A 15649-nucleotide genomic window follows, 5' to 3' on the forward strand; every position below is an offset into this window, starting at 1 on the left:
AGTTAAGTTCTAATAGCCCAAAGGCTTAATTGGAGTTCTGGGTAACTTCCTGAGAGGTGGATAGCAATTCCTCCGCTGGAGCGCAGTTTTTCCCAATGTTCACCATGGCGATTTAATTCAAAATAATGAAAACCAGTATGGTAAGGGATCTGTCTTGGCGCTGTTGGCAAGTTACTAATTGTAATACCTGGGATCTGGTTGTTAACAAGATCACGAATGGTTTCAACGCTGCCAATTTTAATTTGCGAAGGTAGAATTTTTCTCAACTCTTCATGCGGAACGCTCGCTTTAATTGCTAAAACAAACTGCGCTGAATTTAAAATAGATTTATCTTTTAAGGCACCAAACGAAATACCAAACTTACTTTGTTCAAGCTTAATTTCAGTCGCGGTTTGCTCAATTACATGGCTTAATGATTGGTATAAAAAGTTAACCACTTCACTAAACACTTGCCCTAAATTTGTGTGATCATAATTAGGTAATTTAGGCACTCTTTTATTAGCCGTGCTAAAGGTTGATAACTCACCTGCCAGTTCAATTAAGCGGCTATAAAACACGTTCGGATGTAAACTCTTAACGCTGAGCAAATTATTAAATATCGCGTCATATTTATTTAGTGTTTGCAGCATTATAAAATCTGCAACTGACGTACTACCCGCATAACCTTGGCACAACCTAGCAGCAATGCTTTCAGCGCGTTGCTTTATCATTGAGCCAATTTCTCTCACTAGCCCCGATAAAGGTTTACACTGCCCTACTTTTAAAGAGGGAGGAATGTACTTTGCATCTAACTTTATTTGCCCTTCGCTGCTCACATCCACTATTCGTGCTAAAGGCAACACGATATACCCTGAATGATCATCAGAAGACAGCATCAACTTACTGTATACTTTTGCAACTTGAATTATTTCTTGAGACTGCGCTCCCAATAAGTCATCACTCACTGCCAAATCGTTAAGCTTATAGCGAGTAACCATATTATCGTCAGTTGACGATATATTAACGCCACTATTTTTTAGCGCAGGAATAGCCAAATAAACAACTTCGTCAAACACATCTTTATTAACCACTAAAGGCTCAGGTAAAGAGGTTGACTGAGGCATATCAATTGGCAGTAGATCCGGGGTAATTGCAGTTAATGAATCCACAGCGAATTGACCACTGTTAAGTAATTCATTATCAATACTAATATCTATTATTCCCCATGGATCAGCAAGGTTTCCACTGCATACTTGCTTAATCACATTTGAAATATATTTATCTGATTGCTGAAAGTGCTGAGGTCTTAAAAACATCCCCTCAGTCCAAGCAACACGAGTGTTATCACTCATTTTAAAAATCCTTTTTTATTGCTCTCTCATGTATGTAGCAATCGCTTCTACATTTACATTGATGTCGTCATAACCGGTGGGGTCAACTTCAATAACCGCTCTCCACCTTGCTTGGTCTATATTTCTGTAAGCAACAACAACCCCAACATAACGAGTATTACGATTAAGGCTCATTTTATATTGCTGTACTGAATCAGGCTGAAGCTCTAACTCATCCTTTTTCAATAAATCAGGGCCTAATATCTTTTCTGGCGTATCGTATAAACTAAAAAAATCCTGCGTGTCAAAAATTGTTCTTGAGCTCAACTCAAAAATTTTCATCACCACCGGAGAAGGGCGTTCTGATGTATCCGGATTAACATTTTTAGATACATTGATGATCAGATCTGTAGAAGGAGGTACGATTTTATTCATCGTAGTACATCCCAGTACCAAAAATAGTAAACTAAAACTCATTAAATAGAGCTTAACTTTATGCATTATTTACTTTCCTTTCTAGAGCGTTTCTTTGATTCGATCGTTATATGCTTTTAAAAAATCATCAGACATAGCCATAGCGCCTTTCGCGTTAACTTCCTGAGAAATATCATCATATAAACTTTGATATAACTTCCAGCATTTAGACTCTATTTGGCCTGGAATAATTTTTAACACGTTAGAATTATCGTTTGCCTGTTGATTAATTTGCACGGGAGAAACTTGCGATAACATCCCTTTGAGCACGCCATCTGCACCAGCGAGCAGTGCTTGCTCGTGCTTGCGTGTATCTACAAAGCTTTCTTTAATAGATTCATTCGAAGACAGAAAGCTTGCACTATTTTTTATGAACAAGTTCTGAATAACATCATCAATATTGGCAGAAAACTTCAATGGGTTGTTCTGTTCGGTCTGAAACATTGTATGGTTCAGTCTTAATTTGTTCTTTACAATCGCGCGTTGGCGTAAAGATTCCATGAGCTCTGTCAGTAATAAACTTAAGCCCTGCCCCATCTCAAACCACAGCTTTTCATTATCTAGAGCACTTTTAAGCTCATCCTTAATCCCCAATCCGTTTAAAAAGGCATCACAAAACACTTTATCATTTTGAGCAAAGCTTTTTACAGGCGCTGTTTGTTTTACAGCTTGCTGCTCAGCATTATAACGTTTAGTCGGCGCACTTTCTTTTATTGGAGCTGGAGTGTCAACTGGCGCTGAAGAATTCACTTCGTCATTACCAAGATCAAACTCATCGGTATTCATAAGGCGAGTTAGTTCATCCCAATCTTCTGGAATATGATTATCCACTGTTGCTTGTTGTGAAATTACAGATACCGCAGGCATAGACTCATTCATAATTGAATCATTGAATAACGGCGCAGACTCTGCAGTTTGACTGCTATGTGAAGCAAATGTATTTGCTTGTTGAGAACTGTTTGAAGTAATAGGATTACTAATATCTGCGTGTGGCTCATCAGCTAAACTAACATCAACCTGAAAATCACCAATAGTTAAGACATCACTATCTGACAAACGTTGTTTATTACCTTGACCTAAAGGCGCCACTGCAAAATTAATAAACAAACCATTGGTTGAATTATCGTATATATAAAAAGAATCGCCTTCTTTTTCAATTCTACCGTGCTTACTGGAGATAATTTTTTCAGGATCGGGGAGATGCCAATCGCATCCCTCAGAACGGCCAAAAGTGAGTGAATCTTTTACCGTTTTGGTAGCTTCGATTTCAGGCGAAAGTCTGTGATAACTAGTGATGTTTAGTATCAGTTCCATTTGATAAGTCAGTCCCTATAGCATTATTGTGAACAGGATAAAGTAGAAGCGAAACTATTGTCAACATTGAAATTAACACAGGAAAATGTCGCATTGTAGATTTTGTCTCTAAAACAATACGCCCTATATACTCATCGACGGCGTTTGTTACTTTTCTTTTTAATGCTTTTTAACTAGGCCAAAAATAAACACTTTAGAGACATCTTCTGGCTTTAAACCGACTTTTTCAATTCACTATAAAGCGAGTTCACCGGCAACAATATGCTATTCAGGCATTGCTATAATTGTATATTTTTGTAAAATACATGCTTATATCAGAGGGAAAATTGATAGGTAAGTAGAGATTATTTACCTTTGTAATTATTTAACTAAACACAATAAAAGGATTTTTTAATGAGCAATATTAATGATAACAACGATAAAACTCAGATTGCTTCTCTAGACTCCAGCACAAAAAAAACATCAAGCATCCATAAACAAAACCTCCTCGGCAAAAAGATATCCGATCGCTACCTAATTGAAGAGCTCATCGGGCAAGGTGGAATGTGTTATATATATCGTGCGCGAGATACCTTTTTAGAAAACAGCGGTCGCTCTGAAGCATCGGTCGCTATAAAAGTGCTCCAAGAAGAGTTTTCCAACTCTGAAGAAGCTATTTCATTATTGAAAGATGAAACAGCAAAAACACAACAACTTGCTCACCCTAGTATTGTAAAAGTGTACTCAGCAGACTCTGATGGCGATTTATATTATGTCACTATGGAGCTCATTGAGGGAGAAACTCTAGAACAAATTATTAAGCGAAATAAACCATCAGGTTTAGCGTTTAAAAAAGCGAAAATTATTTTAGAGCAATTAACTGACGCCCTTATATATGCCCACTCACGTGGCGTAATACATAATGATCTTAAGCCTTCGAATATTATTTTTGACTCTAATGGTAACCTCAAAGTGCTTGATTTTGGTATTGCTAAACACAAAAGTTTGGACGACCAATATGCTGTTAAAAACGAAAGTGAGTTTGCAACCATTGGTGGTTATACTCCAACGTATGCTAGCCCTGAGCAGCTAAAAGGCGGCGAAGCATCCATTAAAGATGATGTATTTTCATTTGCCTGTATTGCTTATGAGCTTCTGAGCAGTAAGCACCCATTTAACCGCATTGCTGCAGATAAAGTCCCTAAAAATACTACTGTAAAAAAACCAAGTAATTGCCCTCTCCTTTTATGGAAAAATTTACATAAAGCATTATCTTTAAGCGCCAGCCAAAGACTCGATTCACTAGAACAAATTTCAAAAACGCTAAAAGTGAACTTAAAACCCGCTATTTTTGCCAGTGTGGCTAGTGTGGCAATTATTGCCTTAATCACTCAAAATTATTTTTCAAGCTCAGATAATACCAAGCAATTACAGGCTCAACTTGATAACGCCAAGGCAATCAACCAACAAGTGGAAGCATGGATGTCTTGGCAAGGCCCTACTATTTTAAACAAGCTAGAACAAATTCCGCCACAGTATGAGGTGCTTAAACAAGGATTACTCAGATCAAATCAGCAAAGTATATTAGATAGCTTTAATGATGAAGCAAGCCAGTTTAATAATATTGCGGGCCGTAAATTTAAAGATTTTGATAAAATAATAGCGGTCTATTCTAATGCACTGAACTACTATCCCGATTCAGAAAAACTTTCGATGCAATTAGAAAGTGTATTGAGAGAGCGCCAATCAATTATTTTTGATATTACCGCGAGAATAGATTTATTACTCGAACAATCACGCTACAACGAAGACCAGCCCAATAGTATTGCTCATCTCGTTAAAGATCTAAAAGAAGTAGATAAAACTTACCGTTATCAACCAACAGATCTGCATCTTGATAACTTTACTGTTGCGTTAAACACAGCCATAGAAAGCGATGATGTCATCTCACAAAAAGTACTTTTAAATGTGGGTAAAATTGTATTTTCAAATAACAAAAAAGCAGAAGAGCTTCTTGCTAATTTAATGAAGCGTGAGTCTGCAATTAATGCACTAACCGCATACCAACAAAAGATTAATTTAGGCGAACAAGCCGAGTTTCCTCGTGCCGATGCGGTCATTTTTTATGGTCCAAAGTTTCAACGCTTTTCTGCACAATTAGAAACTATTGAAGATCATAAAGCTTTAATGGAATTTGAAGAGTTTATTAAATCCGAATCGACAGCACTACCCAACGATTTTTCTCTTTTAGTATCACTTAGAAAAGAATTATCGAGACGTTACATTAGTACAGCGAACGATTTAATGAAAAAAAGAATGTATAAAGCAGCTGAACGTTTGGTTGAAAAAAGTGAGGCCATCACGCAATCGTTAGACAATATGCTTTAAACAACTCTTATTTATTGCTCAAAAATAACACAGATATAATTGAATATAGATTAGTTAGCTATTAGACTAACCCAAAATATACATAATAAAGTCAAGGACGACGAGTGCATTTTCATCATCATACACTCCGCCAAGATTTTAAAATATTTAGACTTTTTATAATTAATGGAGTACCTATGAAAAATTTAAGCTTATTAGCTGCAGCCGTTATACTTACGGGTTGTTCGACAACTTCTAGTGTAAATAAAACAGAGGAAGTAGTTATTGAGCCAACGCCTCAAGTTAGCGAAGAGAATGCGCCGATATCACTGACTGTTATTACTAACCCTGCAGACTCTAGAGTACGCATTATGAATATAGTGCCTGTATATCAAGACGCTATAGAACTAGATGCAGGTAAATATGATATCGAAGTAAGTAAGGCAGGCTATGTGACTTATAGAAAATGGGTAACGGTTGACAAAAAAACCATCTTAACTATTGAGCTAGATGAAAAACAGCTAAGCCAGTCTGCGCAATAAGCGAATTATCAATTTAAAATGCCTTTACTACGCTCAATAAAGGTATTTTAAATACGGTAATAGGCAAACCACGCATAACTAATTACACTAATATTAACTACAATACATACCCATAGCACTGCAATAAAAACTCGTTTTTGTGACTTATGCCGTAAACTTTGCTGCGCTATAAGTGCACCGGGCCATCCTCCAAATAAAGCCAATAGATGTAAGTGTCGTTCAGGTATACGACTGACTTTTTTATGGTTTGATTGTACCGCTTTTCGCTTATCCCATGCGTAATATATATATGTAATACAGCTGATCAAAGAAACATATATGGGTAAGTACATTTCAACTTCATTATTTAAGTAAGCTAACCAAAATAAGGCTATAAACAAGCTGGAAAATATAATTAAGCTACTTTTTATCAAAAAATAATCGCCTATAATGAAGATAATTAAAAGAAACACCAAGGTTAAATTATGACATATTTAAAGGCTTCGATGCTGCTGTTTTCACTATGTATATTCAGTATTCAAGCAAATAATAAAACGGATTTACTAGAGCCTGAGCTTGCGGTATTCACTCCTTACTTAGGTACTTGGCAAGCTGATTTTCATATAGATAAAAACCCGCTTCCAACCCAAGATGTGACCAAATGGGAGCGCACCTTAAATGGTAAAGCCATTCGCACTACGCATTCTATAAATGAAGGTGAGTATGGGGGCGAATCAATGATTTTCTATGATCGAAAAAAACAGTCATTAGTATTTTATTATTTTACTACGGCTGGCTTTTATACCAAAGGAGTCATGAAAGTGTTGAGCCCAACACAATTTGTTGCTTATGAAGACGTCACTGGCAGCCAAGAGGGCATCACTAAAGTTAAATCAACTAGTGAATTCAAGGATGAGCAATTTGTTGTTTCCACCAGTTATTTAAAAAAAGGTGAATGGACTAAGCCGCAAATTCGCACCTACCATCGCAGCAATAAAGAAGTAAAGTTTAAATAAGTTTTATTTATTGCCTTGTAATACCTAAAAACGTATTAGTTCTTTGAAAACAGTGTTCTAGCCATTAATAATTACGATTTTGAACTAGAACACTGATCTTAAGTTACTTTATAAATTTTTTAAACGCATTATCAACAGGCGTATCTGCAAGGTGGTTGGTGTAATTACTCATCACCTTTTGCGCAAGACCCAACACAATTTCAAGAAGCTGTTGTTTTGTATACCCTGCTGCAAAAAACTTTTCCTGCTGTGACTGACTTAACACACCACGTTCTCGTGTCATTTCAAGCGTTGTCTCACGAAGTGTCTCAAGTTTAGGATCAGCAAGCGGGGTTTTATTGACTAATGCATCCACAATATTCTCATCAACCTTCATGGCAGCCGCTATACCACTGTGTGCTGGCACACAATAATGGCACTCGTGCTCAACATTAATTGATTGCCAAACAACCGTTAACTCTTGTGCATTAAACGATGTTTTTTGAAATAACTCATGCAGTACTTGATAACCCTTTAGCAATGTTGGTGCCTCAGCCATCACAGCATGAAGATTAGGCAACATTCCAAAAGCGGCGACAGAGTCTGTTAATAAAGGTTTTGCCTCTGCTGATGCATTTTCTTGCGTGTATAAGGTAAATTCAGCCATAGTTTGCTCCTATATAATAAATAGTATTAAGTCGTGTTGAGAAACATATTATTTGATTTTGAGCGGTCGCTCAAGTTAAAATTGAACAGTCGCTCAAATTAATAGAAACTATTATGGCCAATAAAATTAAATTTGAACGTGAACATGTTGTTCGCGTGGCAAGTCAGCTGTTCTGGGAGAAAGGCTTTCATGCCACTTCTACCCGCGATTTGCAGGAAGCTATAAATATGCGACCAGGAAGTATTTACTCTGCATTTGGCTCTAAAGAGGGGTTATACAGCGAATCTTTAAAAGACTACACCGTACAGATGAAAAGCCAAATTGAGGGCTTTATAGCAAACTCTGATTCGATTTTAGGTGGTTTGCGGGCATTTGTTGAAAATGTAATTATTAAAACCAAGGACTGCAGTCCAAGTGCTATTTGTATGTTAGTAAAAGCAAATACCGAATTTGCTGAAAAAGACACGGCTTTAAGTGAGTTAAGCGCAGGCTTACTGACTAAATTTGAATCTTATTTAACCACATTGTTTACCCGCGCTATTGAAAATGGTGAGCTAAGCGGTGATTTAACTGCAACTGCATACGCACAATTTTTCCAAGTGCAATTTACAGGATTACGAGGTTACTTTAATCGCCCTGCAGTCGAGCATTTGGCGATGCCGATGATCAACCAAATGTTTGTACTAATCAAAAAACTGTAATCCTATTGGGTGCTTGTCTTTGCGCTTAAATAAACTCTTTTTATATTCCGTTTGATTATTCACCGTATAAAAAAGCGGCTAATCTGTATTAAATTAGCCGCTTGTTTAACTCTAAATAAAAATTTACGTTTTCAACTTATTCAGCTCAGCGTCTTGCTGTGCAACCAACTTATTGAGTTCTTGGCTGCTATCGCCTGCCTGAGCAGATAAATCAGAGAGCTGAGATGCCGCATCAGAAATAATAGTTAAATTACGATTTATTTCTTCAGTGACCAAACTTTGCTCTTCAGCTGCGGTTGCAATATGGGTGATTTGGTTAGTTATTTCATCCACTTTTACAACAACACTGTGCAGTGCATCAAAGGCAGTAGAAGTTTCATCAACTGCATTTTCAGCACGTACAACGCCTTTTTCAATGACAGTTGAGGCATTTCCTACTTCTGATAACAAGCTATCAATTAGGCTGCTAATATCATCGGTGGATGAGCGAGTTTTAGACGCTAAAGCCCTAACTTCATCCGCAACAACAGCAAAACCTCGGCCATGTTCACCTGCACGTGCAGCCTCAATGGCGGCATTCAATGCCAGTAAATTTGTTTGCTCAGAAATAGTTCGGATCACATCCAAAATTTGCGTAATATCATTACTACGTGAGGCCACTTTTTCGACTGCTTGGTTGGCTTCTTTGATTTCCTCAGACATTGTTTTAACTTGGGTCATCGCAGAAGATAAACTCGACTCGCTGCTAACCACTAAGGTATTGATTTCATCAGCTTGTTGCGCAGATTGCTCAGAAGCTTTTGCCACTTCAAGTGCTGTCGCGCTCATTTCGTTCATTGCCGTCACAACACTTTCAATTTCTTTAAACTGTGCCTGAACATTATGCTTGGTTTCTACGGCAATATTTGAGGTAACTTCGCCTTGATGCTTGGTTTGATCCGAGACCGCTTTTAGCTCACTAATAAGTTCACGCAGTTTTGATAAAAACTTATTAAATCCTCCGGCCAAAGCTATAAGCTCAGCATGCGTATCAACATGTAGTGTTTGTGTTAAATCACCTTCAGAGCTGGCTAGGTTATCTACACGTTCTTGTATTTGTTTAAGTGGCGCTACAACACTGCCTACTACAAGCTTCATTACTATAAATGCCAATACCGCAATCACAGTCCCCGTGATCAAAATAATCACACCCAGCTCTTTTGCAGCCTCAGACATCCCAGCAGTTAATTGAATAGGTCCTTCAAAGGCAAGTTCAGCGGGTACTTCAATTAGCAGCATCCATTTCACATCAGCAAGCTTAATTTCAATCGGGTAAGACACCATTATTTCAGCGCCTTGTTTGTTTGTTCCTTTGGTGCCTTTTAGAGCTTTATAACTCTCATAACTTTTAGCGCTAACCGCTTCTTTTAAAGGGCGACCTAGTTTTTCTTTGTAGTGGCTCGTACCTACAATTAAACCTAAATGACTAAGTAACGTTACTTTTGCTTTACCATCGTAAAGCGCTTTTGAAAGCTCTTCTGTCAATTTTTGAAATACAGGTAGTGTAATATCCGCGCCTGTTACCCCTACAAACTGGCCTGATTTAATAATAGGTACCACTAAAGAGGTCATCATTTCAGAATAACCCGGTGTTATTTCATAGAGGTAGGGTTCCATAATGCAGGGTTTTAATTTGTCTTTTGCACATAAGTACCATTCGGCTTCACGTAAACCGAATTCATTAATTTTATCAACATATTTTTCTGAGGCATCTTCTACTACTTGTTGTTCAACAACGCCGTTCGAACTTCTCGTTAGATAAACCTCTAGTGTGCCAGCTCCAGCAACTGAATGATCGTACCCTTGGGTAAAATCACTATCTTTGCCATCAAAGCCATTTTTTTCAAACTGTGAGTAAATACTAGAAATAACATCATTGCTTTCTAGTATTGAGCGATTTAGTAGAACAACAGACTCTCTGTTTATGGATGTTTTATCGGCGTCTTCTAAAATACTGCCAAGAGAGTATGGGATCCGATAAGCTTCATTGATAAATGCCGCAATTTTCTCACCATATGCTGCTGCATTTGCGGTTAAGCGACCATCTACTTCACTGACAATTAATGCTTCTGCCTCTGAAGAGGTTTGTGCATTACTTGATGATAATTTAGACCACAATATTCCTGAAAATAGTACAACCGTTAAAAGTATACTTCCAACACTTATCCACAATAACTTTTTTGCTAACGCTATTTCCCGCATTAAAATTACCTTACCTTACATATGTATTTTTTAGTTTAGACCAATTAAAAGAACATACTATAAAATATTTCAGAAATACCGTTTAGTGACTTATTTTAGTATTTAGTGTTCGGCTAACTTTGTTTAGTTAACCGTTGAGTGAGTAAACAAACGAGAAAAAGTAAGCTAGCGCTTACCCACAAACAGGCCTGCAGTCCATATACTTTATACATAAAACCAGAAAGTACTGTCCCGACCAGTCTTCCTGCAGCGTTAGCCATGTAATAAAAACCTACATCCAGAGAAACACCATCACTTTTAGCAAGGCTGACAATCAAATAACTGTGTAATGATGAGTTAATAGCAAATGCAGCACCAAAAATAAATAACCCAACAATTAGCGTAGTGTTTACAGCTATATTCAACTGCATCAAACAAGCTAATAACAAGGTGACACACGCCAATACTCCCCCCCAGTAATACGCTTTCTTTATCGCATCATTACTGACAAGTGACTTGCCTGTAATTTTTGGTGCTTGAGATTGCACTACCCCATAAGCAATCACCCATAGTGCCATAAAACCACTAACCCACCAGTGTGGCCAATTAAATTGCGAGGCTAAATAAACAGGCAGTGCAACAACAAACCATACATCACGAGCAGCAAATAAACAAAACCGAGCGGCACTGAGTAAATTAATTGCCCTAGACTTAGAAAATAACGCTTTAAATTTTGGTTTATTTTTAGCTTTGCCTATATCACCCTCTAAATACACTAAGCTAATGATCCAAGCGATAGTTAAAAGCATAATTAAAGCAACTAACGCTCCAACAAATCCTAGTAAAGTAAGTAATAGCCCCCCTAAAAAGAAGCCAACTCCTTTTAATGCATTTTTAGAGCCCGTTAATATAGCAATCCATTTGTATAATTGGCTTTGCTGATTGTCACCTTCGGGAACTAAATATTTAATCGCACTTTTAGCGCTCATTTTATTGAGATCTTTGGCAACCCCACTTAAGGCTTGCGCTAACATTACATAACTTACCGATAACCAATCGCTTGGTGCACACAACATAGCTAAAGCCACAACTTGCAACCCTAATCCTATGTTCATGGTTTTATTTAAACCTAAATGCGCACCTAACCAACCGCCAATTAAGTTAGTAATAACCCCAAATAACTCATAAAACACAAACAGCATGGCAATCGCGAGCGCGCCATACCCTAACTGATGAAAATACAGCACCACCAGCATGCGAAGTGCGCCATCTGTTAGTGTAAAAGCCCAGTAATTACCCGTAATAATACCATACTGTTTTAAAGCCGATGGTAAATTGGCGATTTGCGAAAACATCTTCAATACCCTGAACTAGTTTACTAAATCACTTTGTCCTACTTTGAGCATCAGCTCAGCAGTCCGGTTGGCATAACCCCATTCATTGTCATACCAAGCATAGAGTTTAAGTTGAGTATGGTTTATAACCATTGTCGAAAGCGCATCTATAATTGTGCTACGAGGGTCTGTTTTATAATCAATAGATACCAATGGCTTTTCTTCATAGCCTAAAATGCCTTTTAGCTCGTTATTAGCCGCTTGCTTAAACCATCCATTCACTTCTTGTTCGGTTACACCACGCTCTAGTTCAAACACGCAATCAGTAATTGATGCATTGGTTAGGGGGACTCGAACTGCATGGCCGTTTAATTTTCCTTTGAGCTCAGGGAATATCTGCGTAATAGCCGTTGCACTGCCGGTAGTGGTAGGAATTAAACTTGTTCCGCATGAGCGCGCGCGACGTAAATCTTTATGAGGTGCATCTATAATGGTTTGGGTGTTGGTAATGTCATGAATCGTTGTTATGGATCCATGCTTAATCCCTACTTTTTCTTGCAATACTTTTACCACAGGCGCTAGACAATTTGTTGTACATGAAGCCGCGGTAACAATTTTATGTAACTGCGGATTATAAAGATGATCGTTCACCCCTATTACCACATTTAAAACACTCTCTTCTTTAACTGGGGCAGTAACAACCACACGCTTTACACCTTGCGCTAAATAAGCGTTGAGTAATTCTGTGGTTTTCATTTTACCGCTGGCTTCAATCACCACATCACATTGTGACCAGTCAGTCTCTGCAATCGATTTATTATTCGTTACTTTAACCGTATGTTTTGCTACAGAAAAACTTTTATCATCGGCTTGCACCTCATATTTTAAACGCCCGTGAACCGAGTCAAATTCTAATAAATGAGCATGTGTTTTCGCATCAGCAGCCACATCATTAACATGTACAAATTCAACCTCAGGCCAATCAATTGCCGCTCGTAAGGTTAAACGTCCGATTCGTCCAAAACCATTTATGCCTACTTTAATTGTCATTATAAAATTCCTTTAGTTAGTCACAGCATTTTAAAATTCGCTCAGGACGCTTGCCCATCACATTTAAACGCTGTAATTGATGCTCATAAAATGTAGGGGTTGCATGTAATGTTTTTGTAATTACATCTTTCGCCCAATCAGGTAGTGATTTATTTAAGCTATAGAACACCCATTGATTTTGCTTACGATCAGCAAGCAAACCGCATTGACGTAATACAGCTAAATGCCGTGAAATTTTAGGCTGGCTTACATCAAGTGCCGCCACTAATTCACATACACATAACTCATCTTCATGCGCAATAAGCAGTATTGTCTTTAAGCGGGTGTCGTCAGCGATACATTTAAAAAAATGCAGAGGATTTAGTTGATTCATACAGTGTAGTCTTGTTTTGCATACAACAACAATATATGAAAAGAAAGACATATGGAATAGTGAATATATGAAATTCCATATATTCAGGTAAAGTTATCTATTTTCCGCGTCAACTCAAGTTTGGCTTTTAGAGGTGTGCCCAATAAAAAACACGCAATGATCACTCATGGCGTGTTTTTATAAACAATATAAAGAGGTTAATTAAATAACCGACAGCTCTACTTCAATATTGCCACGAGTTGCATTTGAATATGGACATACTTGATGTGCTTTCTCTACCAAGGCTTGTGCCGCTGCTTTGTCCATATCACCTAGTGATACAGCCAATTTTACAGCAATACCAAAACCGGCATCAATCGCACCAATAGACACTTCAGAGTTAATGTAAGTATCACTTGGTAACGCAATTTTTTCGCTACCCGCTACAAACTTAAGTGCACCAATAAAACAGGCAGCATAACCTGCTGCAAATAATTGCTCTGGATTAGTGCCTTGTCCATCGTCACCACCTAACCCTTTAGGTGTTGATAAGTTAACATTTAAACGACCATCATCCGATTTAGCAACGCCTTCACGTCCGCCTGTTGCCGTTGCTTTTGCTGTATAAGCTACATTTTGTAATACATTCATAGTGAACTCCTAAGATTAAAATTTTTAAGTTAATTACTTTGCATGCAAAATAATAGATCAACTAAATTCCGATTGCAAATACTTTGTATGCAAACTAAAATACTTTGTATTGAAATGAAGGATAAAGCGATGTCGTTTGAACAGTTAAAATTAAAAAATCAGTTATGCCATCGTTTATATATGGCGTCCAACAGCATAGTCCGTGCCTATCGAGAACCTCTAGCTGAGCTTAACCTTACCTATCCTCAGTATGTTGTTATGATGGCGCTGTGGGAACAAGATGAAGTAACCATCGCTGAGCTAATAGATAAAACCGCAATTGATGGTGGCGCGCTTACTCAAATATTAAAAAAAATGACCGACAAGTCATTACTTAACGTTATAAAAGACGAACACGATAAGCGTAAGCGTTTGGTGCAACTGACTCACACGGGTCACTCTTTAAAACTTGAAGCTGCCGACATCCCAAAAAGGATTTTTTGCAAATTTGACAGTATCGACACAACCCAAGCACAACAATTAATGCAGTTACTCGACTTAGTGGTCAATGATCTGACCGACTAAAAACCCAGCTTTACCCAGCTATAACTTAACAAACAAGGCGTTAATTAATGACTCATTTAAAAAAACGACTTATTGCTATTACTTACAGCATTACATTACTGGTAAGTAATGGAGCACTTGCCAATAATAGTGAATTAACCACTGTTGCGACATTTGATGCACAACACCCGCCTGGCAACATAGCCATTACGCCATCTGGCCGTAAGTTTTTATCTATACATGGTTTTTATGGGCAAAATCAAAAAATCATGGAGCTATTAAGTGATGGCACCACTAAACCCTACCCTAATGAGCAATGGGCTTACGCATATAACAAAAGTAAGGGCTTTTACGGGGTACTCGGTGTTAATGTATCAAGTGACGGCATACTATGGATGCTTGATACCTCAGGGCCCGATCATGCGGGGCGATTAGTTGGTTGGGATACCAACCAAGAGCAACTGCATAAAATTATTTACCTAGCCAAGCCAACAATTACCGATACCTCGTTTTTAAACGATTTAGTTATCGATAATAAACACGGCGTTATTTACATTGCCGATACAGCACAAGGCACTCAGGCTGCGATTATTATAGTAAGCCTAAAAACCGGTGAAGCGCGAAGAGTATTACAAGATAGCCAATACACCACCGCCGAAAATATTGATATGGTTATTAATGGCCGAACAATGCGCCTGGGCGGACAACCTGCGCGTTTAGGTGTTAACCCAATTACGCTTGATCCTAACGAAGACTGGCTTTACTTTGGGTCAATGTCGGGGACTTCGGTTTATCGTATTGCCACCAGCGCAATTAACAACGAGCAGCTTTCAGCAAAAGCGCTAGAAGCTAAAGTAATGCGCTACGGCACTAAACCCATTTCCGACGGCATTACGGTGGATGGGGGCGGTAACGTCTATGTGACCGATATAACCAATGGTGCAATTGGCGTCGTAAAACCAAATGGCGACTATGAAGTGTTATTTAAAGATGATCGCCTAAGCTGGCCAGATGGCTTTAGTTATGGTGCAGATCATAAAATATATTTTACAGTAAACGATTTGCACAACTCGCTGGTGTTAAGCAATGATAAAACTCAAAACCCTAATAAGTTTAAAGTGATGTCGTTTACGCCCCTTGTAAAAGGTAAAGTAGGTCGTTAATAACCTAA

At 38.0% G+C, this 15649-nt stretch carries 16 protein-coding genes; 6 read left to right on the forward strand and 10 right to left on the reverse strand.

Translation table 11 applies throughout. From position 1 onward, the window contains the following. Window positions 1-2 precede the first annotated feature (2 nt). The 3 genes from tssK to tagH are packed head-to-tail and all read right to left on the reverse strand — an operon-like array spanning window position 3 to window position 3098. Window positions 3-1331, reverse strand: coding sequence for a type VI secretion system baseplate subunit TssK (gene tssK, locus ND6B_RS13365; RefSeq protein ID WP_033102985.1), 1329 nt, complete (start codon window positions 1329-1331; stop codon window positions 3-5). A 15-nt stretch (window positions 1332-1346) separates the two neighbouring features. Further along, the gene (tssJ, locus tag ND6B_RS13360) at window positions 1347-1811 is read right to left on the reverse strand and encodes a type VI secretion system lipoprotein TssJ (protein ID WP_013462959.1); all 465 of its coding nucleotides are present in this window, start codon (window positions 1809-1811) and stop codon (window positions 1347-1349) included. A gap of 15 nt (window positions 1812-1826) precedes the next feature. After that, the gene (gene tagH, locus ND6B_RS13355) at window positions 1827-3098 is read right to left on the reverse strand and encodes a type VI secretion system-associated FHA domain protein TagH (RefSeq protein ID WP_033102986.1); all 1272 of its coding nucleotides are present in this window, start codon (window positions 3096-3098) and stop codon (window positions 1827-1829) included. Between the two features lie 393 nt (window positions 3099-3491). Here tagH and ND6B_RS13350 point away from each other — a divergent pair, with 393 nt between their 5' ends. Then, window positions 3492-5465: a serine/threonine-protein kinase gene (locus tag ND6B_RS13350; RefSeq protein WP_013462957.1), complete on the forward strand. Its 1974-nt coding sequence runs from the start codon at window positions 3492-3494 to the stop codon at window positions 5463-5465. Window positions 5466-5641: 176 nt separating this feature from the next. Beyond that, complete coding sequence (locus tag ND6B_RS13345; RefSeq protein WP_028834242.1) at window positions 5642-5986, forward strand: PEGA domain-containing protein; 345 nt, start codon at window positions 5642-5644, stop codon at window positions 5984-5986. A 47-nt stretch (window positions 5987-6033) separates the two neighbouring features. Here the strand turns inward: ND6B_RS13345 and ND6B_RS13340 are convergent, their stop codons facing one another. Further along, window positions 6034-6399 carry a DUF1294 domain-containing protein gene (locus ND6B_RS13340; RefSeq protein ID WP_013462955.1) on the reverse strand — a complete coding sequence of 122 codons (366 nt, stop codon included), beginning with the start codon at window positions 6397-6399 and terminating at the stop codon, window positions 6034-6036. 51 nt (window positions 6400-6450) lie between these two features. On the opposite strand from ND6B_RS13340, the gene ND6B_RS13335 reads away from it, so the two are divergent. Continuing rightward, on the forward strand, window positions 6451-6981 hold the full coding sequence (locus tag ND6B_RS13335) for a hypothetical protein (protein WP_013462954.1): 531 nt from the start codon (window positions 6451-6453) through the stop codon (window positions 6979-6981). 103 nt (window positions 6982-7084) lie between these two features. Here the strand turns inward: ND6B_RS13335 and ND6B_RS13330 are convergent, their stop codons facing one another. Beyond that, window positions 7085-7627 carry a carboxymuconolactone decarboxylase family protein gene (locus ND6B_RS13330; protein ID WP_033102987.1) on the reverse strand — a complete coding sequence of 181 codons (543 nt, stop codon included), beginning with the start codon at window positions 7625-7627 and terminating at the stop codon, window positions 7085-7087. A gap of 113 nt (window positions 7628-7740) precedes the next feature. Between ND6B_RS13330 and ND6B_RS13325 the strand changes: the two genes are divergently transcribed. Continuing rightward, window positions 7741-8328, forward strand: coding sequence for a TetR/AcrR family transcriptional regulator (locus ND6B_RS13325; protein WP_013462952.1), 588 nt, complete (start codon window positions 7741-7743; stop codon window positions 8326-8328). Between the two features lie 123 nt (window positions 8329-8451). Here the strand turns inward: ND6B_RS13325 and ND6B_RS13320 are convergent, their stop codons facing one another. The 5 genes from ND6B_RS13320 to ND6B_RS13300 all read right to left on the reverse strand — a co-directional run bounded on the left by ND6B_RS13320 (window position 8452) and on the right by ND6B_RS13300 (window position 13935). Then, entirely contained in the window at window positions 8452-10569 is a 2118-nt protein-coding gene (locus tag ND6B_RS13320) for a methyl-accepting chemotaxis protein (protein WP_033102988.1), read from the reverse strand. Between the two features lie 113 nt (window positions 10570-10682). Next, on the reverse strand, window positions 10683-11903 hold the full coding sequence (gene arsJ, locus ND6B_RS13315; RefSeq protein ID WP_033102989.1) for an organoarsenical effux MFS transporter ArsJ: 1221 nt from the start codon (window positions 11901-11903) through the stop codon (window positions 10683-10685). 15 nt (window positions 11904-11918) lie between these two features. Further along, complete coding sequence (locus ND6B_RS13310) at window positions 11919-12932, reverse strand: ArsJ-associated glyceraldehyde-3-phosphate dehydrogenase (RefSeq protein WP_033102990.1); 1014 nt, start codon at window positions 12930-12932, stop codon at window positions 11919-11921. 16 nt (window positions 12933-12948) lie between these two features. Continuing rightward, complete coding sequence (locus ND6B_RS13305; RefSeq protein WP_013462948.1) at window positions 12949-13305, reverse strand: metalloregulator ArsR/SmtB family transcription factor; 357 nt, start codon at window positions 13303-13305, stop codon at window positions 12949-12951. A 201-nt stretch (window positions 13306-13506) separates the two neighbouring features. After that, complete coding sequence (locus ND6B_RS13300; RefSeq protein ID WP_013462947.1) at window positions 13507-13935, reverse strand: organic hydroperoxide resistance protein; 429 nt, start codon at window positions 13933-13935, stop codon at window positions 13507-13509. Window positions 13936-14064: 129 nt separating this feature from the next. On the opposite strand from ND6B_RS13300, the gene ND6B_RS13295 reads away from it, so the two are divergent. Next, on the forward strand, window positions 14065-14499 hold the full coding sequence (locus ND6B_RS13295; protein ID WP_033103034.1) for a MarR family winged helix-turn-helix transcriptional regulator: 435 nt from the start codon (window positions 14065-14067) through the stop codon (window positions 14497-14499). A 47-nt stretch (window positions 14500-14546) separates the two neighbouring features. Continuing rightward, entirely contained in the window at window positions 14547-15641 is a 1095-nt protein-coding gene (locus ND6B_RS13290; RefSeq protein ID WP_033102991.1) for an L-dopachrome tautomerase-related protein, read from the forward strand. The last annotated feature ends 8 nt before the right edge of the window (window positions 15642-15649 follow it).

Source organism: Pseudoalteromonas sp. ND6B, from assembly GCF_000764215.1.
GTDB lineage: Bacteria > Pseudomonadota > Gammaproteobacteria > Enterobacterales > Alteromonadaceae > Pseudoalteromonas > Pseudoalteromonas tetraodonis.

What these genes read in the sequence shown, in the direction of transcription:
- ND6B_RS13330 (WP_033102987.1), bottom strand. Translation starts at nt 7,627, where the DNA reads ATGGCTGAATTTACCTTATACACGCAAGAAAATGCATCAGCAGAGGCA.
- ND6B_RS13345 (WP_028834242.1), top strand. Translation starts at nt 5,642, where the DNA reads ATGAAAAATTTAAGCTTATTAGCTGCAGCCGTTATACTTACGGGTTGT.
- ND6B_RS13325 (WP_013462952.1), top strand. Translation starts at nt 7,741, where the DNA reads ATGGCCAATAAAATTAAATTTGAACGTGAACATGTTGTTCGCGTGGCA.
- arsJ (WP_033102989.1), bottom strand. Translation starts at nt 11,903, where the DNA reads ATGTTTTCGCAAATCGCCAATTTACCATCGGCTTTAAAACAGTATGGT.
- tssK (WP_033102985.1), bottom strand. Translation starts at nt 1,331, where the DNA reads ATGAGTGATAACACTCGTGTTGCTTGGACTGAGGGGATGTTTTTAAGA.
- ND6B_RS13305 (WP_013462948.1), bottom strand. Translation starts at nt 13,305, where the DNA reads ATGAATCAACTAAATCCTCTGCATTTTTTTAAATGTATCGCTGACGAC.
- ND6B_RS13295 (WP_033103034.1), top strand. Translation starts at nt 14,065, where the DNA reads ATGTCGTTTGAACAGTTAAAATTAAAAAATCAGTTATGCCATCGTTTA.
- ND6B_RS13290 (WP_033102991.1), top strand. Translation starts at nt 14,547, where the DNA reads ATGACTCATTTAAAAAAACGACTTATTGCTATTACTTACAGCATTACA.
- tagH (WP_033102986.1), bottom strand. Translation starts at nt 3,098, where the DNA reads ATGGAACTGATACTAAACATCACTAGTTATCACAGACTTTCGCCTGAA.
- ND6B_RS13320 (WP_033102988.1), bottom strand. Translation starts at nt 10,569, where the DNA reads ATGCGGGAAATAGCGTTAGCAAAAAAGTTATTGTGGATAAGTGTTGGA.
- ND6B_RS13300 (WP_013462947.1), bottom strand. Translation starts at nt 13,935, where the DNA reads ATGAATGTATTACAAAATGTAGCTTATACAGCAAAAGCAACGGCAACA.
- ND6B_RS13310 (WP_033102990.1), bottom strand. Translation starts at nt 12,932, where the DNA reads ATGACAATTAAAGTAGGCATAAATGGTTTTGGACGAATCGGACGTTTA.
- ND6B_RS13335 (WP_013462954.1), top strand. Translation starts at nt 6,451, where the DNA reads ATGACATATTTAAAGGCTTCGATGCTGCTGTTTTCACTATGTATATTC.
- ND6B_RS13350 (WP_013462957.1), top strand. Translation starts at nt 3,492, where the DNA reads ATGAGCAATATTAATGATAACAACGATAAAACTCAGATTGCTTCTCTA.
- tssJ (WP_013462959.1), bottom strand. Translation starts at nt 1,811, where the DNA reads ATGCATAAAGTTAAGCTCTATTTAATGAGTTTTAGTTTACTATTTTTG.